We start from the raw sequence: 24,214 nt of genomic DNA on the forward strand, positions 1-24,214 counted from the left end.
AAAGGGTCGCCGCATGTCCGATATGACCGTTGCCGCACGCCGGCGCTCCCGCTGGGGCCTTTTCATCGCCCCTGTCATCCTCCTGATCCTCGCGGTGGCGTGGAGCTGCTTCTGGTTCTATGCGGCGTCGCAGGCCGAAATCGCCGCCGATGCCTGGCGCGCGCAGGAGGCCAAATCCGGCCGCGTCTATGATTGCGCCAAGCGCTCGATCGCGGGCTTCCCCTTCCGCTTCGAGGTCCGGTGTTCGGGCGCCAGCGTCGCCCTGGTGTCGCAGAACGCCAGCAAGACGCCGTTCACGGCGAAGCTCGACAACATCCTGGTCGTCGCCCAAGTCTACGATCCCAAGCGCGTCATCGCCGAATTTACCGCACCCGCGACGCTCACTGACGGCGTCACGCAGAGCACCTTCGTGGTGAACTGGAGCAAGGGTCGCAGCAGTGTGGTCGGCCTGCCCGCCGTGCCGGAGCGCGCTTCCATCGTGTTCGAGGAGCCGACCGTCAATCGTGTCGACGGCAGCATGCAGGTGCCGCTCGCGCGCGCAAAACAGGTCGAGCTGCATGGACGCCTTGCGGATGGATCTCCGTCCGATCATCCCGTGATCGAGACCGTGCTCCAGATCGCGCAGGGCAGCGTCCAGGGCGTTCATCCGCTGCTCGCCGAGCCGTTCGAGGCCGACACGCGGGCGAAGATCACCGGACTGTCCGATCTCACGCCAAAGCCGTGGCCGCAGCGCTTCCGCGAGATCCAGGCCGCCGGCGGCCATATCGAGATCGTGCAGTCCCGCATCCAGCAGGGCGAGATGATCGCGGTTGCGGCCGGCACGCTCGGGCTCTCGGCAAACGGCCGCCTCGATGGCGAATTGCAGATGACCGTGACGGGCCTGGAGCGCGTGATCCCCGCGCTCGGCATCGAGAAGATGCTGCAGGAGGGGGTGCCGCAGGCGACCCTCGATCGCGTCGCGCCCGGCGTGAAGTCGCAGGACCTCAACAATCTGTTCGGTGCGCTCGACCGTGCCGTTCCCGGCCTCGGCAAGGTCATCAAGCAGAACGCCAATGCAGGCGTTGCCGCCGGCATCAATTCGATCGGCACCGAGAGCACGCTGGAAGGCAAGAAGGCTCGCAGCTTCCCGCTGAAGTTCGTCGACGGCGCCGTGCTGCTCGGCCCGGTCAAGGTCGGCCAGATCCCGCCGCTGTATTAGGTCGTGAATTCATAAACCTGCCGGGCGGACAGCTCGGTCCGTCTGATGCGTTCGAAACTGTGAACAGATCGTTTCTGCGAAGAGCTTCTTGTCGGCGCCGGTGACGCAACCTGCGAGGTCCTCTCCTGCGTCGGGCGAGGAGTGCGACAGTGCGTCTGGACAGGTAGCGTTCTGCCGCCCTATTGAAGACCAACTGACGGCTCTAAGGCCGCGCCCAAATTATCTGGGGTTCGGGGGAAACAATGCGCGCGTTGAATTGTCTCGTGGCAGCATCGCTGCTCGTTGCCTCGCTTCAGACCGCAACCGCAAAGGATAGCGAACATTGGGTGGTGTCCTGGACGGGCGCGGTTCAGGGCCCATACCCCGTCGGCAATCCGTCAGCCCAGCCCGAACAGAAATTCGCGTTTCCCGAGCCTGCGGCCGGTGCGCGGGACCAGACCTTTCGCCTGATCGTGCGGCCGGATATCTGGGGCCGTCAGGCCCGCATCCGGCTCAGCAACGCCTTCGGCACCAAACCCGTCACGTTTGACGGCGTTTACGTCGGCCTGCAGTCGGGCAGTGCCGCGTTGATCCGCGGCTCCAACATTCCGGTTACGTTCGCCGGCACGGCTTCCGTTACGGTGTCGCCGGGGAATTCGGTCTGGAGCGATGCGATCGCGCTGCCGTTTGCAAAGCGGCCCGATGACCTCGCCGGCCGCCGGCTTGCGGTCAGTTTTCATGTCGCCGGCCAGAGCGGCCCGATGACCTGGCACGCCAAAGCGCTGACCACCTCCTATGTCAGTGCGCCCGGCGCCGGCGCGAAGGGCGCCCTGGAAGACGAGGCTTCCTTCCCCTATGCGACTGCGTCATGGTTCTTCCTCGATGCGATCGAGATGACTGCGCCTGCCGATGCCTTCGCCATCATGGCGTTTGGGGATTCGATTACCGACGGGACCGCCTCAACCATGAATGGCGACGATCGCTGGCCCAACGTGCTGTCGCGTCGCCTGAAGGCAGTCTACGGCAACAAGGTTGCCGTAGTGAATGGCGGCATCGGTGGCAACCAAATCGCAGGCCCGGCCGAATATGGTCCCGACAAACCGTACGCGGGCGGCCCCGCTTCGGGCCAGCGGCTCGAGCGTGACGTGCTGTCGCTGTCCGGCATATCGAGCCTGATCTGGCTGGAAGGTATCAACGATTTCAGCAAGAACGGCAATTTTACCGCCGACCAAGTCATCGCCGCGATGAAGGATCGTGTCGCGAGGCTACGTGCGAAATGGCCGCAAGCCCGGATCATCGGCGCCACCGTCGTTTCGGCATTGGGTAGCACCAGCGCGGCACATGGTTTTCCCGAGCAGGATGACAAGCGCAAGGCGCTCAACGCATTCATCCGTAGCTCGGGGACATTCGACGGTGTAATCGATTTTGATCGGGCGACGCTCGATCCGGCCTCGGGTGGCCTCAAGCCGGAGTTCGTTCCCGAAAGCACGACTGGTGGCGCCGGCGACAAGCTTCATCCCAACCGCACCGGATATCTGGCGATGGGACAGGCCATCGACCTCGAGCTGTTCAAGCCGGGAAAGATTAGCCGTAGCGCGAAGCAGTAGGATGGATTCAGAGTCTCCTCTCTCCATTCATCGCCCTCAGCTGTCGTAACTCCCTCCATGCGGGTTACGAGCTGAACTCACGGCCGCTTCGCCGGATCGTGATGACCGGCCGGGAATGCCGAGCCGCAAACTCCGCTCTCTCTCCATGTCGGCCGCACGATGATGCGGTCGCCCAGGCAGGAGAGATATCATGACCAAGTCCAGGCTGTTCATTGCCGGTATCGCCATCTCGACCACGCTCGCGACGCCCGCGTTTGCGCAGTGGCAATGGCAGTTGCAGGAGCCGGCAGCATACGCCTCGATGTATCCGAACGGTGATCGCAACGTCTCGAATCCGACGACGCGGGAGACGATGGCCTTCGTCCCCTCGCCGAAATCACCGCGCCCAATGGTGATGCGCGCGACCAAGGGCAAATAGCCGCCATCCACCACTTGCCCGTCGCGAACTGGGCCCGGTCATGTCCCGGCCGGGCCCAATGCGCGTTGCCTTGAACGAGGCCTCGAAAAGTTGCCTTGGACAATCGCGACAGTCGCGCGTGCGGATCGACAGCCAACGAAAATATTCCGAACAGGATCGTCAGGAAAACGTGATGCACAAGATGCACGGCGCCGCGAATAACCGCAGCCGCATTCAAATCACTCCACACCAGGGAAGCATGCATGCGCCGGAGATGGCGCGCGGAATCCAATCCGCTTCCCAAATGGAGGAAGCTTCAAATGCGGATCATCAATTGCGGACTGATGCTGGGTATTCTCGCTGCCTGTTCAGGGCAGGCGCATGCCGACGACAATGTCACAACCGAAATCCACTCGCTGAAGGCGAAGCTGAAGGAGCTCCAGCAGCGCGTGGACTCCGAGGCGCGCAAGACGCGACAGGGTGAAGCGCAGGCGAAGGCCGTTCAGTTACCAGCAAGTTACAAGGCGCTCGCCGCCGATCCATGTGCGGCCGGCAAGGTCTGCTACAAGGGCGTGACGTTGACCTTCGGTGGCTGGGTCGATCTCACCGGCGTCTACCGCTCGCGGAATCTCGCTTCCGATACCGGCTCGGTCTACAACTTCATCCCCTATCAGCAGAGCCGCAACTTCAACATCCCGGAAACGCGCTTCTCGGCACGCCAGAGCAGGTTCTCGGTGCTGGCCGAGGGCAATGCCGATGCCGACACGCACCTCGCGGGTTATGGCGAGATCGATTTCGAAGGTGCGGCTCAGACGGCGAGCTCGGTTGCGACCAACTCGTTCAATCCGCGCATGCGGCAGCTCAGCCTGGAACTGGACCGCAGCGATCTCGGTCTTCACTTCCTCGCCGGGCAATCCTGGTCGCTGAACGCGCCGACCAAGTCCGGCATCGATCCTCGTGGCGTCGATGCGCCCGGCGTGATCGACTTCGAATCCGTTCCGGGATTTCTTGCCTGAATCAGGTGCCCGACGTCACGGTCAAGGCCGCCTGGGACCCAAGGCTCGGGCCCTATAAGTTGCATGTCGAGGGGTGGGCGCTCTACCGCCAGCTGTTCGACCGTTTCAACAACGCCAACCACCCCTACGACACCGGAAGCTTCGGCGGACACATCTTCGTCGAGCTGATTCCGAAAACCCTCGATCTTCAGCTCTATGGCTCGCACGGCGTGCTGGGCCGCTTCACGGCAACACCGTTCGCCGACGCGGCGGTGGCGCAGGACGGCACCCTCCTCCCGCTGACGATCACGGCGGCCGCCGTCGGCCTGATCTGGCACGCGACGCCCAGCCTCGATGTCTACTCCTATGCAGGCCTCGAAAAGGCCAAGGCGAATTTCGCCAATGTTGGAACGGTGCCGTTCGGCTACGGCAATCCGCTCTACAACAACACCGGCTGCTTCACCGAAAACTCGGCGGGCGCGACCTGCAACGGCAACACCAGGGAGGTTCGGCAGATCACGGCCGGGATCTACGACACCATCTACCAAGGCAATTTCGGCACGCTCAAAGCCGGCCTGCAATATTCCTACACGCAACGGTTCGCGTTCGCCGGCGTCGGCGGCGCGCCGAAGACCGACGACAACGTCGTCATGACGCAGATCCGGTACTACCCATTCTAGTCACGGAGCCACGCAGGCTCGTAGCCCGGATGGAGAGAAGCGCGATCCGGGAATCCTGCCTCAAGCGACGGAAGTCCCGGATTACGCCTGCGCTCCATCCGGGCCACTTCGGTGCTACGGCTTGTTGCCGAGCTGCGCATGCGGCCGGCCGAAATCGGGCGCGGCCGAATCCTGGCCGATTTCGACAATGCCGCGGCGGATGGCGCGGGTGCGGGTGAAGTGGTCGAACAGCGCCTCGCCATCGCCGCGGCGGATTGCGCGGGTGAGCTTTGCCAGATCCTCAGTGAAGGTGCCGAGCATCTCCAGCACGGCTTCCTTGTTGGCGAGGAAGACGTCGCGCCACATCGTCGGATCGGAGGCGGCGATGCGCGTGAAGTCGCGAAAGCCGCCGGCGGAGAACTTGATGACCTCTGACTCCGTCACCTGCGCCAGCTCGTCGGCGGTGCCGACGATGGTGTAGGCGATCAGATGCGGCAGATGGCTGGTGATCGCGAGCACGAGATCATGATGATCCGGCGTCATGATCTCGACCTTGGCACCCATCGCCGCCCAGAACGCGCGCAGGCGATCGGTGGCAGCCGCATCAACGCCCTCCGGCGGGGTGAGGATGCACCAGCGGTTGATGAAGAGCTCGGCGAAGCCGGAATCGGGACCCGAATGCTCGGTGCCTGCGACGGGATGCGCCGGCACGAAATGGACGCCTTCCGGCAGGTGCGGCGCCATATCCCTGACGATGGCGCCCTTGACCGAGCCGACGTCGGAGATGATCGCGCCGGGTTTGAGATGCGCGGAGATCTCCTGCGCCACCGGGCCGCAGGCGCCGACGGGAATGCAGAGGATGACGAGATCGGCGTCCTTCACGGCTTCCGCATTGGTCGCGACGACCTGATCGACGATGCCGAGCTCCATCACGCGTGCGCGCGTCTTCTCCGAGCGCGCGGTGGTGACGATCTCGGAAGCCAGACCCTGGAGCTTCGCGGCGCGTGCGATCGAGCCCCCGATCAGGCCGAAGCCGATCAGCGCGACGCGCTGGAAGTGCGGGGTCGCGCTCATCGTCCGGCCATGAAGTCGCGCAGGCCCTCGACGACGAGGCGGTTGGCCTCCTCGGTGCCGATGGTCATGCGCAGCGAATGCGGCAGGCCGTAGTTCTTCAAGCCGCGCAGCACCAGCCCGCGCTTGGTGAGGAAGGCGTCGGCTGCGTCCGAGGTCTTGCCCTCGGTCGGGAAGTGGATCAGCACGAAATTGGCGACGCTCGGCGTCACCTTCAGCCCGAGCTTGCCGATCTCCTCGGCGAGCCAGTTGCGCCAGGTCTCGGTGAAATGCTTCGACATGGCCTGGTGCGCTGTGTCCTCGATCGCGGCAACGGCGGCGTACATGGCCGGCGTCGACACGTTGAAGGGACCCCGGATGCGGTTGACCGCGTCGATGATGTGCTCGGGGCCGAACATCCAGCCGATGCGCAGCGCCGCAAGACCATGGATCTTGGAGAAGGTGTGGGTCACCACCGTGTTTTCGGTGGTCGCGACCAGCTCGATCCCCATCTCGTAATCGTTGCGCGAGACGTAGTCGCAATAGGCTGCGTCCAGCACCAGCAGCACGTGCGAGGGCAGGCCGGCGCGCAGGCGCTTGACCTCGTCGAACGGCACATAGGTGCCGGTCGGATTGTTGGGGTTGGCGAGCCAGACCAGCTTTGTCTTCGGCGTCACCGCCTTGAGGATGGCGTCGACATCGCAGGTGAGGTTCTTCTCGGCCGCGATGACATTCTTCGCGCCGACCGCCATGGTCGCGATCGGATAGACCAGAAAGCCGTGCGTGGTCGAGATCGCCTCGTCACCGTGGCTGAGATAGGTGTGGGCGAGCAGGTTGAGGATCTCGTCCGAGCCGGCGCCGCAGATGACGCGGTTGGGATCGAGCCCGAAGGTGCGCCCGATTGCTTCGCGCAGCACGCGCGAGGTTCCTTCCGGATAGTCTTCCAGATGATCCGCCACCTGCTTGAACGCCTCGATCGCCTTCGGCGAGGGCCCGAACGGCGTCTCGTTGGCCGAGAGCTTGAACACCTTGCGGCCAGGCTCTGCCACCGGGGTCTTGCCGGGCGTGTAGGGCGCAATATCGAGAATGCCGGGATTCGGCACGGGGCGGGACATCTTCAACTCCGGAGTGGGCTTAAGCGGTTCGCGACTTACGATTTCGACCCGGTCGGGGGCACCGTATAGCGCGTTGCGTGGCTGCCGACGAGGGCCGTGGAGCGCACCGAGGCCCCCGCTTCGATCAGGGCAGCCTTGATCTTGTCGATGCTGCTTGTCGCGGTGACCGAGACCAGCAGCGCGGCGCCGTCGAAGGCGGTGTCGGGCACCGCCACGATCTCGGCGAGCGGCGACAGGGCGCGCGCGACCTCCGCATTCCACCCAGAGACGCGTACGCTGAAGGTCTCGACCTCCGTCACCAGCGCGCTGTCGGCGACGCGCGAGACCGCGAACACGGGCAACGCCGCCGGATGGTCGGCGCGCTCGACGAAGGGCAGCCGCGCGATGATCTTTGGCGCGCCAGCTTCTTCCAGCGACAGCCACCACGGCGTGCGGCTCGAGGTCGCCGAGACCAGCGCCAGATCGCCCTTGGACTTCGCGACGGCCTCGACCGCCGCCTGCGCGCTGAAATGCGCGACGTAAGGCACGGTGAAGCCGAAATGGAATCGCGCGGAATCGCGCATGGCCGGCTCGCTCGCCGAGATGTCGGCGTGGACCGAGAACGGGGCCTGGACATAGGTGAAGGTCGCGATGATGACGCGCCAGATGCTCTCGACCGTGTCGAGCGGCAGGATGCCGCGATGACGCTGCACGAGGTCGCGCATCATGGAGGCCTCGCGTGCCGGGCGGAACGCCGAGCCGACCTCCTGGGTCTGCTTCACCTGGATCAGGCGGTCGATGATGTCGCCGCGTTGCATCAGCAGGCGATGCATGCCTTCGTCGATCGCGTCGATCTCCTTACGCAATTCCTGGAGTGATGGTGGCGCGGGCGGACGTTGGGACATGTCTGACAGGTGCTGCTGAGAGGCTTTCCAATGCGGATCAGTCGAGCCGTCACCGCTGTGATGGATATCCTGATTAGGCAGTCGGGGCTGCGAAAGCAAAGAGAAATGCAAAGAGAAATCGGGCCCTTTCCGCCCGTGGCGCGACAGGCGAATTTGGCTGATCCGGGCCGTGACTTGACGAAAACCGTCCAAGACGGTAGTTTTTACCCGTTCCGTGGTCATTTGAGCCGGCCGGCTTGCAGCCACGTTAAAAAACTCGCTAAACAGGCCGGGGACGCTTTCGATCCCGGCCGAACCTATCGTTCAGGCCGGGTTTTTCATGGCCTGATGTCAATGCGGTCACTTCTACGATCGCAAACGAGGTCGATGGTCAGATGGTTGGCGTCCAGTCCATTCCGAGTCCCGCGATCACCGCCGACGAGCGGTCGCACGAGGTGGATCATCCGAGTTCGCACGTCGCGCAGTTCGGCTCGGAGCAGCCGCTGCGGCTCGACTGCGGGGTCGATCTCAGCCCGTTCCAGATCGCCTACCAGACCTACGGCGAGCTGAATGCCGATCGCTCCAACGCGATCCTGATCTGCCATGCGCTGACCGGCGACCAGCACGTCGCCAACGTGCACCCTGTCACCGGCAAGCCCGGCTGGTGGGAGACCTTGGTCGGCCCCGGCCGGCCGCTCGATCCCAACGAATATTTTATCATCTGCTCCAACGTGATCGGCGGCTGCATGGGCTCGACCGGCCCGGCCTCGATCAATCCCGCGACCGGCAAGGTTTGGGGGCTCGATTTCCCCGTCATCACCATCCCCGACATGGTGCGCGCGCAGGCGATGCTGATCGACCGGCTCGGCATCGACACGCTGTTCGCGGTCGTCGGCGGCTCGATGGGCGGCATGCAAGTGCTGCAATGGACTGCGGCGTATCCGAGTCGCGTGTTCTCCGCGCTGGCGATTGCCTGCTCGACACGACACTCGGCGCAGAACATCGCGTTCCACGAGCTTGGCCGTCAGGCGGTGATGGCCGACCCCGACTGGCACCATGGCGGCTATGCCGATCGAGGTATCCATCCGCATCGTGGCCTCGCTGTCGCCCGGATGGCGGCGCACATCACCTATCTCTCCGACGCCGCGCTGCATCGAAAATTCGGGCGGCGCATGCAGGACCGCGAGCTGCCGACTTTCTCTTTCGACGCCGACTTCCAGGTTGAGTCCTATCTGCGCTACCAGGGCTCGTCCTTCGTCGAGCGCTTCGACGCCAACTCCTATCTCTATCTGACCCGCGCGATGGACTATTTCGACATCGCCGCCGACCACGGCGGTGTGCTGGCGAAGGCGTTCGCGGGAATCCAGACCCGCTTCTGCGTGGTCTCCTTCACCAGCGACTGGCTGTTCCCGACCTCGGAATCGCGCGCGCTGGTGCACGCGCTGAATGCGTCGAGCGCGCGGGTGTCGTTCGCCGAAATCGAGACCGATCGCGGTCACGACGCCTTCCTGCTCGACGTGCCCGAATTCCTTGATATCTCCCGCGCCTTCCTGCAATCGGCAGGCAAGGCGCGCGGGCTCACCGCCAATAATGCTTAAGGACGGCTAGTCATGTCTGTACAGGAAGCGTTGCCGCTGGGCGGCCTTGCGACCGGGCAGCCCGGTGATTTTCGCGCGGACCATGTGCTGGTGGCCAACATGGTCAAGCCGGGCTCGAAGGTGCTCGACGTCGGCTGCGGCGAGGGCGACCTGCTCCAACTGCTGGAAACCCGCGGCGTCGACGGCCGCGGCATCGAGCTGTCGCGCGAGGGCGTCAACCGCTGCGTCGCCAAGGGTCTTGCGGTGGTGCAGGGCGATGCCGACACCGACCTCGTGAATTATCCGGATGACGCCTTCGACTACGTGATCCTGTCGCAGACGTTGCAGGCGACGCGGCAGCCGAAAGTGGTGCTGGAGAATTTGCTGCGCATCGGCCGCCGCGCCATCGTGTCGTTCCCGAATTTCGGCTTCTGGAAGATGCGGCTCCAGCTCCTGATCGGCGGCCACATGCCGCGCACGGAGAACCTGCCGGCAAGCTGGTATGACACCGCCAACATCCATTTCTGCACCATCAAGGATTTCGTCGAGCTCTGCGACGCGATCGACGTCAAGATGGAACGTGCCGAGGCGCTCGACCTCTACGGCCGTCCGCTGCGGCTGCGGATGCCTTGGTGGGTGTGGAATCTGTTCGGCGAGCAGGGCGTGTTTCTGCTGACGCGGGGCGGCAGGAAGTAGGCCGGCCCGTTACCCCATCTACGCGACCCAGTACCTGGTGACGCCTTCGCGCTAATGCGCCGCCAGTGACCTCGGGTCGCGCACCGGCCATCTTCCCGCTTCCACCAGCGTGACGAACCGTTCCACCGTTTCGTTGAACAGCGCTGGCTCTTCGAGATTGAGGACGTGGCCGGACTTTGGAAACATGGCGAGCCCTGCCGCCGGCAGATGCTTCTTCAGAAACAGGCTTGCGCCCACGCACGGATCGTCCTCGTCGCCGCAGATGATGAGTGCCGGCGTCGTGGCCGCTCTGATCGCGTCCGTCATCGTAAAGATCGAGGGACGGCCGGCCTGGAAGCCGCGCATCGTCCGCGCTGATCCCTTGGCGTCGTGCCGCGCCAGGGCGGCATAGAAATCGGCGTGACCGCGCGGGTCCTTCACCAGGAAGGGAATCCGGCTCGGCGCCTCGCGCGTGACTTTTGCGACTTCGGCTGAGCCGAGCATCTCGAATTGCTCCGCGTTGGCGCGGCACTGCTGGCGCCAAGCGTCGAGGTTCTCGATCTCCGAGCCCGAGCCGACGCCGGCGAGCGTCATCGACAGCGCACGTTGGGGCGCGTTGAGCCCGATCTGGAGCGACGAATAGGCGCCCATCGAGAGGCCGACGAAGTGCGCGCGATCGATCTTCAGATGATCGAGCACCGCGAGCGCATCGGTGTAGAAATGCGTGTAGCGGTAGACCTCGCCATCAGGCACGTCCGATGGCGTGTAGCCGCGTGCGGAATAGGTGATGCAGCGATGGCCGCGCGAGAAGTAGCGCATCTGCGGCTCCCAATTGGTGTAGTCGGCCGCGAATTCGTGCAGAAAAATAATCGGCGTGCCCGTGCCCGCTTCTTCGAAATAGAGTCGACAATTGTCCTTCGTGAGGGCGTGAGGCATCCGGTTTTCTCCCTGAGGTGGCTGCGGCTTTGGAATGCCGTCCTGCGGTCAGCGCATACGATGGTAGCACTTATTAATCATCGTCCAAATTCTTAGGGGCCGCGTCTTGTTCTCGCCACATCAGGATACTGATACAGCCCGCGGATGTCGGCCACCGCACGGGCCGACGGGGAAGTGGGGTGTCAACGAAGGATGAAGAATGTTCGAGTTGTTTGCGTCTCGCCTGTCGCGCTGTGTCGTTGCGCTGGCTGTTTTCTTCGCGGCGTTCGCCGCCTTCACTTCTCCGGCGTCAGCACGACCTCATCGTCATAGCGCAGAGCGGCACGCTTACGCGCATCACGCCAGCAGACATCATCATTACCGGCATGCACGCGGCTCGCGCTTCGAGCGCGGCGCGGCGCAATTGCAGGCGAACGGCTTCGGCAACACCTTCGCCAGCTATGATCCGAACGCCAATAGCGGCGGCATCGCCATAAGCGGCAGCGCTGGAACGGCTATGAGCGGCAGTGGTGGAATGGCCATGAGCGGCAGCCGTGGAATGGCCATGAGCGGCAACGCTGGAATGGTTACCAGCGGTGAGATGACCACGCGCGCCAGCCGTCGAATTATGAGGCGTGGAGGTGGGATAGCCACTAACGCGAATGACGGCGGCATGGCCAATAGCGCGACGAGCGGCGGCGGCTTCGGCGGTGGGTCGGGCCTCGTGTCCGAGGCACGCCGCTATGTCGGCGGCAATCCGACCGGTCGCGGTAGCCTGTGGTGCGCGCGCTTCATGAACATGGTGCTCGAAAAGACCGGTCATCGTGGCACCGGCTCCGACATGGCGAATTCGTTCGCGCATTACGGCACGCGCGTGTCCGGTCCGCAGGTCGGCGCCATCGCAGTGATGTCGCGTGGTGGCCGGGGCGGTCATGTCGGCATCATCACCGGTGTCGACGCGCAGGGCAATCCGATCATGATCTCCGGCAACAACGGCAACCGCGTTCGCGAAGCACCGGTCTCGCGCGGCCGGATCTATGCGTATGTGATGCCGAACTGACGGCCGTCATTGCGAGGAGCGAAGCGACGAAGCAATCCAGACTGTCTCCGCGGGCGCATTCCTGGATTGCTTCGCTTCGCTCGCAATGGCGGAGCGGGGCCAGCGCGCAGCGTCACACCAGCTTCGGCTGTTCCAATGCAACCGCGTCGCCCACGCCGATGTCGCCTTCAGCGATCACCTCGGCATAGATGCCGCAGTCCATGTGGCCGAGATTGCTCGAGAGCGTGGCGGGGATTTCGAGATCGCGCTTGGCGGTATCAGGGTCGACATTGGTGGCCGGGCAGCGCTTGATGCGCTTGACCACTTGCAGCCGGGCCTGTCCGATCGCGAGCGTCTGGCCGACGAGGTCGAGCTCGGACCAGGCCGGCCAGCCCTTCACGTAGAGATTGGCGCGGAAGCGTAGCGGGTGGACGGCGGCGCCGCCGAGCATGGTCTCGAGCGCGCGGACGCTGTCGAGATTGATGATGGACACGACCTTGCGGGCGACGTCTGAAAAGCTGTGGTCGCGGCCGGACAGGATCTTGGGCGGGCCCTTCAGCTCCGGCTGAAAATTTTCCCTGAAATAGTCCTCGATGGCGGCGCGCCCGGCGGCGGTCTCGAGATCGCCGCTGGCGACGATCTGGCCGTCCTTGCGGATGGTCAGGCAATTGGTCGCGTCCTCGAACCGGCTGTCGAGCGAAGCTAGCCGCTCATTCCGCGCCAGCATCAGGAACTGGATCTTCGGCTTCCACTGCGGTGCTTCCGGATCGAAGCCGCTCGGGCCGTTCTCGATGGCGTAGCGGCGGTCGGCGGGCAGGGTCTGGCCGGCTCGCAGGGAGACGCGGGGCAGGGCCTCCGGCGTCAGGCCCTTGATCGGGTAGCGGTAGAGCCCGGTGATCTCGGCGGTCTGGCTGATTGTCATTGCGCTGGGTGTCATGCCGCTACTTAGGGGATTCGGCCCACCGGCGCCAAGCGGGCGGATCCGCGCACGAAATTGTGAACTCGCCTCTTCCGGTCCGAGGCCTCGCTTCCCACATCTGGGTCAGGCCGGCGCCAGCGCCGGCTGATAACGACCGTTGCCGGTTGAGAAACGTCAATGCGGTAATCGGAAACCCAATGAAGATGCCGTTTGGAGTGCCTTTGAGGGCTCCAGGGGCAGGCCGAGGGAAAGACCACGAAATGAACATCGAAAAATATACCGAACGCTCCAGAGGCTTCGTCCAGTCCGCGCAGTCGCTTGCGGTGCGCGAAGGGCACCAGCAGTTTTCGACCCTGCACGTCCTGAAGGTGCTGCTGGACGACAATGAAGGCCTCGCTGCCGGCCTGATCGACCGCGCCGGCGGCAATTCCCGCGCAATCCTGAAGGCGACCGAGGACGCCCTGAACAAGGTGCCGAAGGTCTCTGGCGGCGGAGCCGGCCAGATCTATCTGGCGCCCGAACTCGCGCGCACCTTCGACGCCGCCGAAAAGGCTGGCGAGAAGGCCGGCGACAGCTTTGTCACCGTCGAGCGGCTGCTGCTCGGCCTGGCGCTGGAGAAGACCAGCGAGGCGGGCGCGATCCTGGCCAAGGGCGGCGTCACCCCGCAAAACCTCAACGCGGCGATCGAAGCGCTGCGCAAGGGCCGAACGGCGGACTCCGCCACGGCCGAGAACGCGTATGACGCGCTGAAGAAATATGCCCGCGACCTCACTCAGGCGGCGCGCGACGGCAAGCTCGACCCGGTCATCGGCCGCGACGAGGAGATCCGCCGCACGATCCAGGTGCTGTCGCGCCGGACCAAGAACAATCCCGTCCTGATCGGCGAACCCGGCGTCGGCAAGACCGCCATCGCCGAGGGCTTGGCGCTGCGCATCGTCAACGGTGACGTGCCGGAGAGCCTGAAGGACAAGAAGCTGCTGTCGCTCGACCTCGGCTCGCTGATTGCAGGTGCAAAATATCGCGGCGAGTTCGAGGAGCGGCTGAAGGCCGTGCTGCAGGAGGTGACCGGGAGCGATGGTAATTTCGTCCTGTTCATCGACGAGATGCACACGCTGATCGGCGCTGGTAAGGGCGATGGCGCGATGGACGCGTCCAATTTGCTCAAGCCTGCGCTCGCCCGCGGCGAGCTGCACTGCATCGGCGCCACCACGCTCGACGAGTACCAGAAGCACGTCGAAAAGGACGCGGCGCTGGCGCGGCGATTCCAGCCGATCTTCGTCAGCGAGCCCTCGGTCGAGGATACGATCTCCATTCTGCGCGGGCTGAAGGACAAATACGAGCAGCACCACGGCGTGCGGATCACCGATTCCGCGCTGGTCGCCGCCACGACCCTGTCCAACCGCTACATCACCGACCGCTTCCTGCCGGACAAGGCCATCGACCTCATGGACGAGGCGGCCGCGCGGCTCAAGATGCAGGTCGATTCCAAGCCGGAAGAGCTGGATTCGATGGATCGGGAAATCATCCGGCTGAAGATCGAACAGGAAGCGTTGAAGAAAGAAAGCGATGCCGGGTCGAAGAGCCGCCTGCAGACGCTGGAGAAGGAGCTGGCCGATCTCGAGGAGAAGTCCGCGGCGCTCACCGCACGCTGGAGCGCGGAGAAGAACAAGCTCTCCGACGCTCAGAAACTGAAGGCCGAGCTCGACGGCTTGCGGGTTGAACTTGCCAACGCACAACGGCGCGGTGAATTCCAGAAGGCCGGCGAGCTGGCCTATGGCCGGATCCCCGAATTGGAAAAGCAGCTTGCGGAGATCGAGGCCAAGGAGAACTCCGGCGAGATGATGGAGGAGGCGGTCACCGCCAACCACATCGCGCAGGTGGTCTCGCGCTGGACCGGCGTGCCCGTCGACAAGATGCTCGAAGGCGAGAAAGACAAGCTCCTGCGGATGGAGGACTCGCTCGGCAAGCGCGTCGTCGGCCAGGCCGAGGCCGTGCGTGCGGTCGCGACCGCCGTTCGCCGTTCGCGCGCGGGGCTGCAGGACCCGAACCGGCCGACCGGCTCGTTCATGTTCCTCGGGCCCACCGGCGTCGGCAAGACCGAGCTGACGAAAGCGCTCGCCGAGTATCTGTTCAACGACGAGACCGCGATGGTCCGCCTCGACATGTCCGAGTACATGGAGAAGCACTCGGTCTCGCGGCTGATCGGCGCGCCTCCGGGCTATGTCGGTTATGACGAGGGCGGTGCGCTCACCGAAGCGGTGCGGCGCCGGCCCTACCAGGTCGTGCTGTTCGACGAGATCGAGAAGGCGCATCCCGACGTGTTCAACGTGCTGTTGCAGGTGCTCGACGACGGCCGCCTCACCGACGGCCAGGGCCGCACCGTCGACTTCCGCAACACGCTGATCATCATGACCTCGAACCTCGGTTCGGAGTTTCTGGTGAACCAGCCGGAGGGCGAGGATACCTCGGCCGTGCGCGAGCAGGTGATGGGCATGGTGCGGGCGCACTTCAGGCCAGAGTTCTTGAACCGCGTCGATGAGATCATCCTGTTCCATCGCTTGCAGAGGAGCGAGATGGGCCGGATCGTCGAGATCCAGTTCGCACGGCTGCAAAAGCTTTTGATCGATCGCAAGATCGTGCTGACGCTCGACGCTGCGGGCCGCGACTGGCTCGCCGCCAAGGGCTGGGATCCCGCCTACGGCGCACGGCCGCTGAAGCGCGTGATCCAGCGTCACGTCCAGGATCCGCTCGCCGAGATGATCCTGGCCGGCGACGTCAAGGACGGCGACAACGTTGCGATCTCCTCCGAAGGCAACGTGCTGACCTTCAACGGCAAGGCGCCGCAGACCGCGGAGATCGCCCAGTTCGAGGCGCCGGTGTCGAAGCGGAAGCTGAACTGATCGTCGGCATTCGAAGCCTGAAGCAACAAGCCGCCCCGGAGATGTCAACCTCTCCGGGGCGGTTTGTTTTGCGGGTTGTTGGCGAACTTACTGCGGCGACCTATTTCTTCGTGAGCTTGTAGATCGCGTTCTCGATGTCAGAAGAGAAATAGATCGTGCCGGATTCCCCGATGCCGACGCCTGTCGGAATGTGCGTCGGCAGTCCTCCGGGTGCACCCACGAGGCCGATTGGAAGATTGGCCGCGATCTCGGTAACCGTGCCGGTCTCCGGCACGATTTCGATCAACCGTTTGGCGCCGACCTCCGCTACGATCAGCTTGCCGTCTCTGGCGCGGGCGATGCCTTCGGGCATTTTCAGGTCCTTGGCGACGACTGTCTTTTCGCCGTTGCTCTCGATCATCGAGATCACGCCGGAAAAGGCTTCGGTGAGATAGACCTCGCCACGCGATCCAGCGACGAGCCCGACCGGGCCCTCGAGGCCGCCGATCAGTGTGGTGCGATCCTTGCCGTGCTCGCCGCTGACGCGGACCAGCGATTTGGTGCCGAACTCGGCCACCAGGATGCTGCCGTCCGCGAGCACGAGCGCGTCGTGCGGCGCCTTGAAGCCGTGCAGCATGTCGCGGGTGGCCCCGGTCTTGCCGTCGATCACCTGCACCGTGCCGGTGAACCAGCTCGATAGGACCACATCGTTGCCCTTCGCCGTTGCGCTCATCGGATATTCGAGCGTGACGCCGGCGGCGTGCATGCGCGCCTTCTCGGTGACCTCGCCGGTCGCGCCGTCCACCGTGCGATAGGCGAACACGTCGGCGACGTGGATCGTATCCTTGCCGTTCTCTGACGTGACGCCGATGCCGCCGGGCAAGGCGAGCTTGCCGATGATCACCTGCCGCGCCTGGCCGGTCGCCGGATCGACCTCCTGGATGCCGTTATCGGCCATGTTGGAGACGTAGATTCGGTCCTTGTCGTCGATCGCGAGATTGTCCAGCGACGGCTTCAATTGTGCGACCATGGTCTTGGCGCCCGACTTGGGATCGACCCGAACGAGCTGGCCGAGCGCGGTGTCGACTACCCAGAGATCGCCCTTGGAATCGAAGTTCACCGCGGCCGGGACCTTGAAGCCGTCCGCGACGACGGTCAGCTCGGCCTTGTCGACGTCGACCTTTGCGACCTGTCCCTTGAACCAGAGCGGACCGTAGAGCTTGTCGTCGGGACCGAACTCGAAGCCGTTGAGGCCGCCCATCTTCTCCATGATCTGGCGCGGCGGTTTGACGCCCTCGACGTCGATCTCATAGAGCGTGTCGCCGAGGAAGACGGTGGTGGCGTACAGCCTGCCGTCCTTGCGGAAGGCGAGCGAGTTGATGCCGGGAAGGCCTGAAGCGAGTTTCTTGATCGGGCCGTCGCCCTTGCGCGAATAAAGATCGCCGGCCAGGAATCCGGTCCAGGCCATGGTGCCGTCGGGGGCGAATGCGATGTCGTCGGCCATTCCGATCGGGGCGGGGATTGCAACCTTCGCGCTACCGCCGGGGATGTCGACCTCGTAGAGCGCCGCGCCCGCGACGCTGCCGGCAAACAGATGGCCGGCCTTGTCGATCGCAAGCCCGTGCACGCCGTGGAACGCCGAGCCCGGAACGAGCTTGGTGACCTCCCAGTTTTCGGCCGAAACACTGGTAGCGGAGACGACCGCAGCGACGAAGGCTGCGCAGGCGAGCCTGTTCTTCATGGCGAGACCTCCCGTTTTTTGGAAAGTATTCGCTCCTCATGCCGCTTTGGCAAACGAAACTTGACGTTGTGATGCGGCCAAGCCGGGCCCCGCGCGACGTCGTCAAATCCGGCTCGTGCTTGAATATGTCCGGCCGATCTCGGCCCGGTTCGCCGGCTTTACCTGTTGGTGACCTGCAACGGACCGCCGGTGGCGTCCGACATCCGGGCGATGGCACCGGCGCGGCCGCTCATCATGCCGTCGAGCCGGTCGCGCTCCTTCTCGAAGCCGGCCAGCATCGGGCCTTCCAACGAGCGGCCGCGCGGCAGTTTCACACGCAGCGGATCGACGAAGCGGCCGTTGACCAGGATTTCGTAGTGGACGTGCGGGCCGGTCGACGCGCCGGTCGAACCGACGAAGCCGATCACCTGGCCCTGCCGCACCTTCTTGCCGGGCTCCATGCCCTTGGCGAAGGCCGACATATGGCCATAAGCGGTCTCGTAGCCGTTGTTGTGCTTGATGCGGATGTATTTGCCGTAGCCGCCCTCGGGGCCGGCCTTCTCGATCACGCCATTGCCGGAGGCGAAGATCGGCGTGCCGTAGGAGGTGGCCCAGTCGACGCCGGTATGCATCTTCACATAGCCGAGGATGGGGTGACGGCGGCCGCCGAAGCCGGAGCGCATGATGGCGTTGTTGACGGGCTTGCGCACCAGGAACTTCTTCGCGCTCTTGCCGGTCTCGTCATAGTAATCGACGACGCCGTCATCGGGGCTCTGGTAGCGGTAGTATTTCTTGGTCTCGCCGCCGAGCGTCAGCGAAGCGAACAGCACGTCGTTCTTTTCGCTCGCGGTCACGCCTTCGTCTTCGCCGGCGTAGAACACGTCGAATGAATCGCCCGGCGCCACCTTGCGCTGGAAATCGACGTCGTAGGAATAGATCTTGATCATGTCGTCGATGACGGGCATCGGCACTTTGTTGCGCATCGCGGTCTCGTAGATGCTCTGGTAGAGCCGCACGCCCGTGCCGTCATCCTCGTCATCGTCGTCGCTGTTGGCGTTCGCCGCCGCGTCGGCGACGGTGTTCATGCTGGAGACGTCGACCGCGACGTATTTGCCGAGATCGGACAGCGCCGCGATCGCCTCGACCATGGTCTCGTTGGCGATGACGACGCGGTAGGGCTGCAGGCGGGCGCCGGGGCTTGCGGGCGCCATCAGGATCCGCAGCTTCTCGCCTTCCTTCAGGCCGCCGTCGCGGCCGCGCGGCCCAAGCGTCGCGGTGATCGCCTTGATCTCCTCGGCCGTGGCGCCGAGATCGCGCAGCACGCCGGCGACGCTGTCGCCCTTCTTGACCACGTGGACGCGTTCGCCGTTGGGATTGCCGCCGGTGATCTGCTCTTTGGTCTTCGGCAGCAGCGTGACGTTTTCCGGCACCACGCGCGTCTCGAAGCCGGCATAGGGATCGGACGGCGACACTTCGGTGGCGTAGGCGCTTCTGATATCGGACGGGCCGGTCGCGCCGGAGACGTCGGCCGCAGCATTGGAGAGCGCGGCGTAGCGCACCCCGCCATTGCCGCGCCAGTTGGCGGCATCGCGGACCCGCATCAGGATGTCGTCGAGCGCCACCACTGCGGAAATCTTGGCTTTCGGCAGCACCTGGGAGAGGTCCTTGGTGACGAACGAGACCTCGGCGTCGGGTTCGACGGCTTCCGGATTGTTGGGATCCTCGGATGCCGCCTTCGGATCGGATCCGACATCGGTGAGAAGGCGCTGGGCGTTGAATGGCGGGATCTTCGCCGACAGATCGCTCGTCGTCATCGACAGATTGCCGGCAATCCGGATGAAGGGACGCACCCGCATCACGTCGCGGTTGCCGACGCGGGCGACGGTCGAGACGCGCACGATGTTGCGCGAGGCCGTGGATTCGCTCGGCGGCGGCAGGCGGTCGCTCTTGTGCAGCGTGGCGGTGCGGTCGGCTGCGCCGAATGCGCCGCGCAGCGCGCCTTCGACGCGCTCCGGCACCTTGGCGAAGGTCATCTCGCCGTCGAGCGAAGCGAAAACGGCGCCGCCGATCAGGGCTGCGCCGCAAAGTCCGGTTAGAATCGTCCCGCTGAACCATTGCACCGAGACGCGGCGGCGATCGATGACGGCGGCTTCCGAACCATCGACGGACAGCGGCGGCTCGTGGCCGAGATCGATGATCCCGGTCTCACGCCCGTAAGCGCCGCGTGACGTCCTATGGTTCAACCCAAGTCCCCCAATCAACGATCCGAGAGCCCGATTTCGAGCAGCCCCGTTTCGAGCAACCCTGTTTCGAGCCCCTCCTTGAGCCGCCCTCTTCGGGGCGTCTCTGGAAAAGGCAAGCCGCATAGGCGTCCGCGGTCAGAAGGCCCAGATGTCGGACCGGCCGAATTTACGAACAGCTAAGCGGAAAAAGATCTCTCGATGTGTCTCGAATGTCTGAAGAAGGCCGCTTCATCGTATGATCGCCTTCCTCTGACCCCACACAAACCGCCGGCAGCCCCCACTGGCATCCCTGCGATTCAAGCTTTGTCTGTACCAGAACGCCGGGGGATTGTGGCTCAAGTACGGCGCCTAATATGGAAAAGTTTCCCGAACGGCCGGGCGTCAGGGGCCTTCCAGGGACGAGCGATCCAAGTCGCGTCCAAGTCGCCTCATGCCGCCTCCGGAGCCCTCTCGAGCCCAAACTTTTTTTGAGTTTTTTCTCCGCGCCGGCGCGATCCAGCCGCTCACCGACTTTCTAACCTGCTGTAATCGCGTGGATTTTTCGAACAATCCACCGTGCGACGATTTTCTGACAATGGTCGTTGACAACCCCGATGGGCGGGGCCTATAACCCGACCACTGAGCGCGGCGCCGCCGGGTCACTGACCAAGGCGAGCGAACGCGCCACTGATGCTCCTCACCTTGTTGAGTGACACAACAGTCGACGTAAGTCGATTGGAGTTCATCCATCGTCGGTAAGGGTGTCGGAACCCTTCCTCTCTGGAAGGTTGGGACCTCCTGGTCCCGGGCTGTTTGACAAGTGAAGATGAAGAAAGAGAAACGTGGACGGCGGAGTCCTTGCGCCTCTCGGATACTGAAGAGCTTCGGCTTTTGAGTTCTGAGAGGGGACGAAAGACTTCGGCGGTACACGTTTTAAGGTTACACCATCGTTGCCAGCGATGTGAATCGCGGGCAGCTCATCGACTTCGGTCGATGAAAAATGGTGGGACCTCGTCAAAACGTTGTGATCAGCCGGTTCAAAGTTCAAGTCCAACTTGAGAGTTTGATCCTGGCTCAGAGCGAACGCTGGCGGCAGGCTTAACACATGCAAGTCGAGCGGGCGTAGCAATACGTCAGCGGCAGACGGGTGAGTAACGCGTGGGAACATACCTTTTGGTTCGGAACAACACAGGGAAACTTGTGCTAATACCGGATAAGCCCTTACGGGGAAAGATTTATCGCCGAAAGATTGGCCCGCGTCTGATTAGCTAGTTGGTGAGGTAATGGCTCACCAAGGCGACGATCAGTAGCTGGTCTGAGAGGATGATCAGCCACATTGGGACTGAGACACGGCCCAAACTCCTACGGGAGGCAGCAGTGGGGAATATTGGACAATGGGCGCAAGCCTGATCCAGCCATGCCGCGTGAGTGATGAAGGCCCTAGGGTTGTAAAGCTCTTTTGTGCGGGAAGATAATGACGGTACCGCAAGAATAAGCCCCGGCTAACTTCGTGCCAGCAGCCGCGGTAATACGAAGGGGGCTAGCGTTGCTCGGAATCACTGGGCGTAAAGGGTGCGTAGGCGGGTCTTTAAGTCAGGGGTGAAATCCTGGAGCTCAACTCCAGAACTGCCTTTGATACTGAGGATCTTGAGTTCGGGAGAGGTGAGTGGAACTGCGAGTGTAGAGGTGAAATTCGTAGATATTCGCAAGAACACCAGTGGCGAAGGCGGCTCACTGGCCCGATACTGACGCTGAGGCACGAAAGCGTGGGGAGCAAACAGGATTAGATACCCTGGTAGTCCACGCCGTAAACGATGAATGCCAGCCGTTAGTGGGTTTACTCACTAGTGGCGCAGCTAACGCTTTAAGCATTCCGCCTGGGGAGTACGGTCGCAAGATTAAAACTCAAAGGAATTGACGGGGGCCCGCACAAGCGGTGGAGCATGTGGTTTAATTCGACGCAACGCGCAGAACCTTACCAGCCCTTGACATGTCCAGGACCGGTCGCAGAGATGTGACCTTCTCTTCGGAGCCTGGAACACAGGTGCTGCATGGCTGTCGTCAGCTCGTGTCGTGAGATGTTGGGTTAAGTCCCGCAACGAGCGCAACCCCCGTCCTTAGTTGCTACCATTTAGTTGAGCACTCTAAGGAGACTGCCGGTGATAAGCCGCGAGGAAGGTGGGGATGACGTCAAGTCCTCATGGCCCTTACGGGCTGGGCTACACACGTGCTACAATGGCGGTGACAATGGGACGCTAAGGGGCAACCCTTCGCAAATCTCAAAAAGCCGTCTCAGTTCGGATTGGGCTCTGCAACTCGAGCCCATGAAGTTGGAATCGCTAGTAATCGTGGATCAGCACGCCACGGTGAATACGTTCCCGGGCCTTGTACACACCGCCCGTCACACCATGGGAGTTGGTTTTACCTGAAGACGGTGCGCTAACCCGCAAGGGAGGCAGCCGGCCACGGTAGGGTCAGCGACTGGGGTGAAGTCGTAACAAGGTAGCCGTAGGGGAACCTGCGGCTGGATCACCTCCTTTCTAAGGATGGTTCTTCAGAAGCTTGCTTCTATCGAACCGTTTTAGAAACATCAGTGGCCAACGGTCGTCAGGATCGTTGAGCTGCATTGGCGGGATTTCGCCGTCTTCGTTTCTCTTTCTTCGCGGACGAACACGCGCTGGGGCTGCAACCTTGCAGAATCCCTGGTCCTTGACTGGATATGCGTTAGGGGCTTGTAGCTCAGTTGGTTAGAGCGCGCGCTTGATAAGCGTGAGGTCGGAAGTTCAAGTCTTCCCAGGCCCACCACACTCATCGAGTGAGCATTCGTCTTCTGGTTACGGGGCCATAGCTCAGCTGGGAGAGCGCGTGCTTTGCAAGCATGAGGTCGTCGGTTCGATCCCGTCTGGCTCCACCAGATGGTTTGATCACCGGCTGCTCATACCGTCGTCCGCGAAACATCACTTCGCACTTACTAGTCCGGATGGACAGTAAGCTGCGTGATTTCTGACATCGTAAAGAGGAGATCGATCCGAGTTGGATCGGGCAACAAGTAATTGTTGCGCGATACTTCATTATCTCCGGATCATTTCGGCGCTCGTGCGTCTTCCATTGTAGCTCACAAGGCTGCTTTGAAAGACAAGCGAGTTGTAAATGATCCTTTTAGCGAAGCTTGACCGCCTCGCTATCGGAACGATCTTACGAAGCAAGCTGGTCTTTCTAATCATTGTCCGGCTGCAGATAGCGTTCATCGAGGGCGCGTGCCGCAAGGTAGTTCTGCAGACAACATTCTGCCGAGTGTGTGGACATTGATAATGAGAGCAATCAAGTGCCTTAAGGGTGTTCGGTGGATGCCTTGGCGCTGAGAGGCGATGAAGGACGTGCTACGCTGCGATAAGCCGTGGGGAGCTGCGAAGAAGCTTTGATCCATGGATTTCCGAATGGGGAAACCCACCTTCGATAGCCGGAACTCCAAGACCTCAGTCGAAAGACTGTGGTGTGGGGTTCGAACAGAAATGTGAGATGCCTAGGCCTTTAGATTTCGATCGAAGAGGTTTTGGATTTCCGGTTATCAAAAGAAGGTATGAGACTTCTGAATACATAGGAGGTTTCAAGCAAACCCAGGGAACTGAAACATCTAAGTACCTGGAGGAAAGGACATCAACAGAGACTCCGTTAGTAGTGGCGAGCGAACGCGGACCAGGCCAGTGATACATCAAAGACAATCGGAACCAGTCAGGAAAGCTGGGCCTTAGAGGGTGATAGCCCCGTACGAGTAATGCGATGATGTATCCATGAGTAAGGCGGGACACGTGAAATCCTGTCTGAACGCGGGGGGACCACCCTCCAAGCCTAAGTACTCCTCAGCGACCGATAGTGAACCAGTACCGTGAGGGAAAGGTGAAAAGCACCCCGACGAGGGGAGTGAAATAGACCTGAAACCGGACACCTACAAACAGATGGAGCCCAAGATACGTTCTGGGTGACATCGTACCTTTTGTATTATGGGCCAGCGACTTAATTTAACGAGCAAGCTTAAGCCGATAGGCGAAGGCGTAGCGAAAGCGAGTCTGAATAGGGCGTCAAGTTCGTTGTATTAGACCCGAAACCTAGTGATCTAGCCATGAGCAGGTTGAAGGTGAGGTAACACTCACTGGAGGACCGAACGGGTGTCTGTTGAAAAAGACTCCGATGACTTGTGGTTAGGGGTGAAAGGCCAATCAAACTGGGAAATAGCTGGTTCTCCGCGAAAGATATTTAGGTATCGCCTCGGATGAATACCTCAGGGGGTAGAGCACTGGATGGGCTAGGGGGACTTACCGTCTTACCAAACCCAACCAAACTCCGAATACCTGAGAGTACTATCCGGGAGTCACACGGCGGGTGCTAACGTCCGTCGTGGAGAGGG

Annotated in this window: 16 protein-coding genes, 2 tRNA genes, 2 rRNA genes and 1 riboswitch (1 of these 21 cut by a window edge); of the genes, 13 read left to right on the plus strand and 7 right to left on the minus strand. The window is 62.7% G+C overall.

The window, feature by feature from the left end:
* Nucleotides 1-13 precede the first annotated feature (13 nt).
* The 5 genes from IVB36_RS10625 to IVB36_RS10645 all read left to right on the plus strand — a co-directional run bounded on the left by IVB36_RS10625 (nucleotide 14) and on the right by IVB36_RS10645 (nucleotide 4,856).
* Nucleotides 14-1,198: a DUF2125 domain-containing protein gene (locus tag IVB36_RS10625; RefSeq protein WP_018453259.1), complete on the plus strand. Its 1,185-nt coding sequence runs from the start codon at nucleotides 14-16 to the stop codon at nucleotides 1,196-1,198.
* 242 nt (nucleotides 1,199-1,440) lie between these two features.
* Nucleotides 1,441-2,784: a GDSL-type esterase/lipase family protein gene (locus tag IVB36_RS10630; protein ID WP_247299294.1), complete on the plus strand. Its 1,344-nt coding sequence runs from the start codon at nucleotides 1,441-1,443 to the stop codon at nucleotides 2,782-2,784.
* A 190-nt stretch (nucleotides 2,785-2,974) separates the two neighbouring features.
* Nucleotides 2,975-3,202: a hypothetical protein gene (locus tag IVB36_RS10635; protein ID WP_018453261.1), complete on the plus strand. Its 228-nt coding sequence runs from the start codon at nucleotides 2,975-2,977 to the stop codon at nucleotides 3,200-3,202.
* 299 nt (nucleotides 3,203-3,501) lie between these two features.
* Entirely contained in the window at nucleotides 3,502-4,197 is a 696-nt protein-coding gene (locus IVB36_RS10640) for a hypothetical protein (RefSeq protein WP_240543318.1), read from the plus strand.
* 5 nt (nucleotides 4,198-4,202) lie between these two features.
* Entirely contained in the window at nucleotides 4,203-4,856 is a 654-nt protein-coding gene (locus IVB36_RS10645) for a hypothetical protein (protein WP_245288367.1), read from the plus strand.
* A 114-nt stretch (nucleotides 4,857-4,970) separates the two neighbouring features.
* Here the strand turns inward: IVB36_RS10645 and IVB36_RS10650 are convergent, their stop codons facing one another.
* Genes IVB36_RS10650 through IVB36_RS10660 form a run of 3 tightly spaced genes read right to left on the minus strand, consistent with a single transcriptional unit; the run spans nucleotide 4,971 to nucleotide 7,884 of the window.
* Complete coding sequence (locus IVB36_RS10650) at nucleotides 4,971-5,909, minus strand: prephenate/arogenate dehydrogenase family protein (protein WP_018453262.1); 939 nt, start codon at nucleotides 5,907-5,909, stop codon at nucleotides 4,971-4,973.
* Nucleotides 5,906-7,000, minus strand: a complete 1,095-nt coding sequence (locus IVB36_RS10655; protein ID WP_026232497.1) for a histidinol-phosphate transaminase — start codon at nucleotides 6,998-7,000, stop codon at nucleotides 5,906-5,908. The genes IVB36_RS10650 and IVB36_RS10655 overlap by 4 nt, the downstream gene beginning before the upstream one ends.
* 35 nt (nucleotides 7,001-7,035) lie before the next feature.
* Nucleotides 7,036-7,884 carry a chorismate mutase gene (locus tag IVB36_RS10660; protein WP_026232498.1) on the minus strand — a complete coding sequence of 283 codons (849 nt, stop codon included), beginning with the start codon at nucleotides 7,882-7,884 and terminating at the stop codon, nucleotides 7,036-7,038.
* Between the two features lie 204 nt (nucleotides 7,885-8,088).
* Nucleotides 8,089-8,168: riboswitch (SAM riboswitch) on the plus strand.
* 90 nt (nucleotides 8,169-8,258) lie between these two features.
* On the opposite strand from IVB36_RS10660, the gene IVB36_RS10665 reads away from it, so the two are divergent.
* Together IVB36_RS10665 and metW are read left to right on the plus strand one after the other, a co-directional pair.
* On the plus strand, nucleotides 8,259-9,461 hold the full coding sequence (locus IVB36_RS10665; RefSeq protein WP_018453265.1) for a homoserine O-acetyltransferase: 1,203 nt from the start codon (nucleotides 8,259-8,261) through the stop codon (nucleotides 9,459-9,461).
* A 12-nt stretch (nucleotides 9,462-9,473) separates the two neighbouring features.
* On the plus strand, nucleotides 9,474-10,136 hold the full coding sequence (metW, locus tag IVB36_RS10670; RefSeq protein WP_018453266.1) for a methionine biosynthesis protein MetW: 663 nt from the start codon (nucleotides 9,474-9,476) through the stop codon (nucleotides 10,134-10,136).
* Nucleotides 10,137-10,187: 51 nt separating this feature from the next.
* Here metW and IVB36_RS10675 read toward each other — a convergent pair whose 3' ends face one another.
* Nucleotides 10,188-11,051, minus strand: a complete 864-nt coding sequence (locus tag IVB36_RS10675) for an alpha/beta hydrolase (RefSeq protein ID WP_018453267.1) — start codon at nucleotides 11,049-11,051, stop codon at nucleotides 10,188-10,190.
* Between the two features lie 199 nt (nucleotides 11,052-11,250).
* Here IVB36_RS10675 and IVB36_RS10680 point away from each other — a divergent pair, with 199 nt between their 5' ends.
* Nucleotides 11,251-12,090 carry a TIGR02594 family protein gene (locus IVB36_RS10680; RefSeq protein ID WP_018453268.1) on the plus strand — a complete coding sequence of 280 codons (840 nt, stop codon included), beginning with the start codon at nucleotides 11,251-11,253 and terminating at the stop codon, nucleotides 12,088-12,090.
* A gap of 112 nt (nucleotides 12,091-12,202) precedes the next feature.
* Here IVB36_RS10680 and IVB36_RS10685 read toward each other — a convergent pair whose 3' ends face one another.
* On the minus strand, nucleotides 12,203-12,991 hold the full coding sequence (locus IVB36_RS10685) for an MOSC domain-containing protein (RefSeq protein WP_018453269.1): 789 nt from the start codon (nucleotides 12,989-12,991) through the stop codon (nucleotides 12,203-12,205).
* A gap of 257 nt (nucleotides 12,992-13,248) precedes the next feature.
* On the opposite strand from IVB36_RS10685, the gene clpB reads away from it, so the two are divergent.
* Complete coding sequence (gene clpB, locus IVB36_RS10690; RefSeq protein ID WP_018453270.1) at nucleotides 13,249-15,888, plus strand: ATP-dependent chaperone ClpB; 2,640 nt, start codon at nucleotides 13,249-13,251, stop codon at nucleotides 15,886-15,888.
* 100 nt (nucleotides 15,889-15,988) lie between these two features.
* Here clpB and IVB36_RS10695 read toward each other — a convergent pair whose 3' ends face one another.
* Nucleotides 15,989-17,608: an SMP-30/gluconolactonase/LRE family protein gene (locus tag IVB36_RS10695; RefSeq protein ID WP_085350725.1), complete on the minus strand. Its 1,620-nt coding sequence runs from the start codon at nucleotides 17,606-17,608 to the stop codon at nucleotides 15,989-15,991.
* 158 nt (nucleotides 17,609-17,766) lie between these two features.
* Complete coding sequence (locus IVB36_RS10700) at nucleotides 17,767-19,830, minus strand: M23 family metallopeptidase (protein ID WP_018453272.1); 2,064 nt, start codon at nucleotides 19,828-19,830, stop codon at nucleotides 17,767-17,769.
* 1,030 nt (nucleotides 19,831-20,860) lie between these two features.
* On the opposite strand from IVB36_RS10700, the gene IVB36_RS10705 reads away from it, so the two are divergent.
* The 4 genes from IVB36_RS10705 to IVB36_RS10720 form a co-directional block, all read left to right on the plus strand.
* Nucleotides 20,861-22,349: ribosomal RNA gene (locus IVB36_RS10705) — 16S ribosomal RNA — on the plus strand.
* Between the two features lie 188 nt (nucleotides 22,350-22,537).
* A tRNA-Ile gene (locus IVB36_RS10710) sits at nucleotides 22,538-22,614 on the plus strand.
* Nucleotides 22,615-22,647: 33 nt separating this feature from the next.
* A tRNA-Ala gene (locus IVB36_RS10715) sits at nucleotides 22,648-22,723 on the plus strand.
* A 405-nt stretch (nucleotides 22,724-23,128) separates the two neighbouring features.
* Nucleotides 23,129-24,214: ribosomal RNA gene (locus IVB36_RS10720) — 23S ribosomal RNA — on the plus strand; it runs 1,787 nt beyond the window's last position.
* The 16S and 23S rRNA genes sit together here with 2 tRNA genes alongside, the layout of an rRNA operon.

It is taken from the genome of Bradyrhizobium sp. 35 (assembly GCF_023073215.1).
GTDB lineage: Bacteria > Pseudomonadota > Alphaproteobacteria > Rhizobiales > Xanthobacteraceae > Bradyrhizobium > Bradyrhizobium canariense_D.

Excerpts from the sequence above, each read along its gene's own strand:
- IVB36_RS10625 (WP_018453259.1), top strand. The coding sequence starts at position 14 with ATGTCCGATATGACCGTTGCCGCACGCCGGCGCTCCCGCTGGGGCCTT.
- metW (WP_018453266.1), top strand. The coding sequence starts at position 9,474 with ATGTCTGTACAGGAAGCGTTGCCGCTGGGCGGCCTTGCGACCGGGCAG.
- IVB36_RS10680 (WP_018453268.1), top strand. The coding sequence starts at position 11,251 with ATGTTCGAGTTGTTTGCGTCTCGCCTGTCGCGCTGTGTCGTTGCGCTG.
- clpB (WP_018453270.1), top strand. The coding sequence starts at position 13,249 with ATGAACATCGAAAAATATACCGAACGCTCCAGAGGCTTCGTCCAGTCC.
- IVB36_RS10665 (WP_018453265.1), top strand. The coding sequence starts at position 8,259 with ATGGTTGGCGTCCAGTCCATTCCGAGTCCCGCGATCACCGCCGACGAG.
- IVB36_RS10630 (WP_247299294.1), top strand. The coding sequence starts at position 1,441 with ATGCGCGCGTTGAATTGTCTCGTGGCAGCATCGCTGCTCGTTGCCTCG.
- IVB36_RS10650 (WP_018453262.1), bottom strand. The coding sequence starts at position 5,909 with ATGAGCGCGACCCCGCACTTCCAGCGCGTCGCGCTGATCGGCTTCGGC.
- IVB36_RS10695 (WP_085350725.1), bottom strand. The coding sequence starts at position 17,608 with ATGAAGAACAGGCTCGCCTGCGCAGCCTTCGTCGCTGCGGTCGTCTCC.
- IVB36_RS10655 (WP_026232497.1), bottom strand. The coding sequence starts at position 7,000 with ATGTCCCGCCCCGTGCCGAATCCCGGCATTCTCGATATTGCGCCCTAC.
- IVB36_RS10635 (WP_018453261.1), top strand. The coding sequence starts at position 2,975 with ATGACCAAGTCCAGGCTGTTCATTGCCGGTATCGCCATCTCGACCACG.
- IVB36_RS10640 (WP_240543318.1), top strand. The coding sequence starts at position 3,502 with ATGCGGATCATCAATTGCGGACTGATGCTGGGTATTCTCGCTGCCTGT.
- IVB36_RS10660 (WP_026232498.1), bottom strand. The coding sequence starts at position 7,884 with ATGTCCCAACGTCCGCCCGCGCCACCATCACTCCAGGAATTGCGTAAG.
- IVB36_RS10685 (WP_018453269.1), bottom strand. The coding sequence starts at position 12,991 with ATGACAATCAGCCAGACCGCCGAGATCACCGGGCTCTACCGCTACCCG.
- IVB36_RS10675 (WP_018453267.1), bottom strand. The coding sequence starts at position 11,051 with ATGCCTCACGCCCTCACGAAGGACAATTGTCGACTCTATTTCGAAGAA.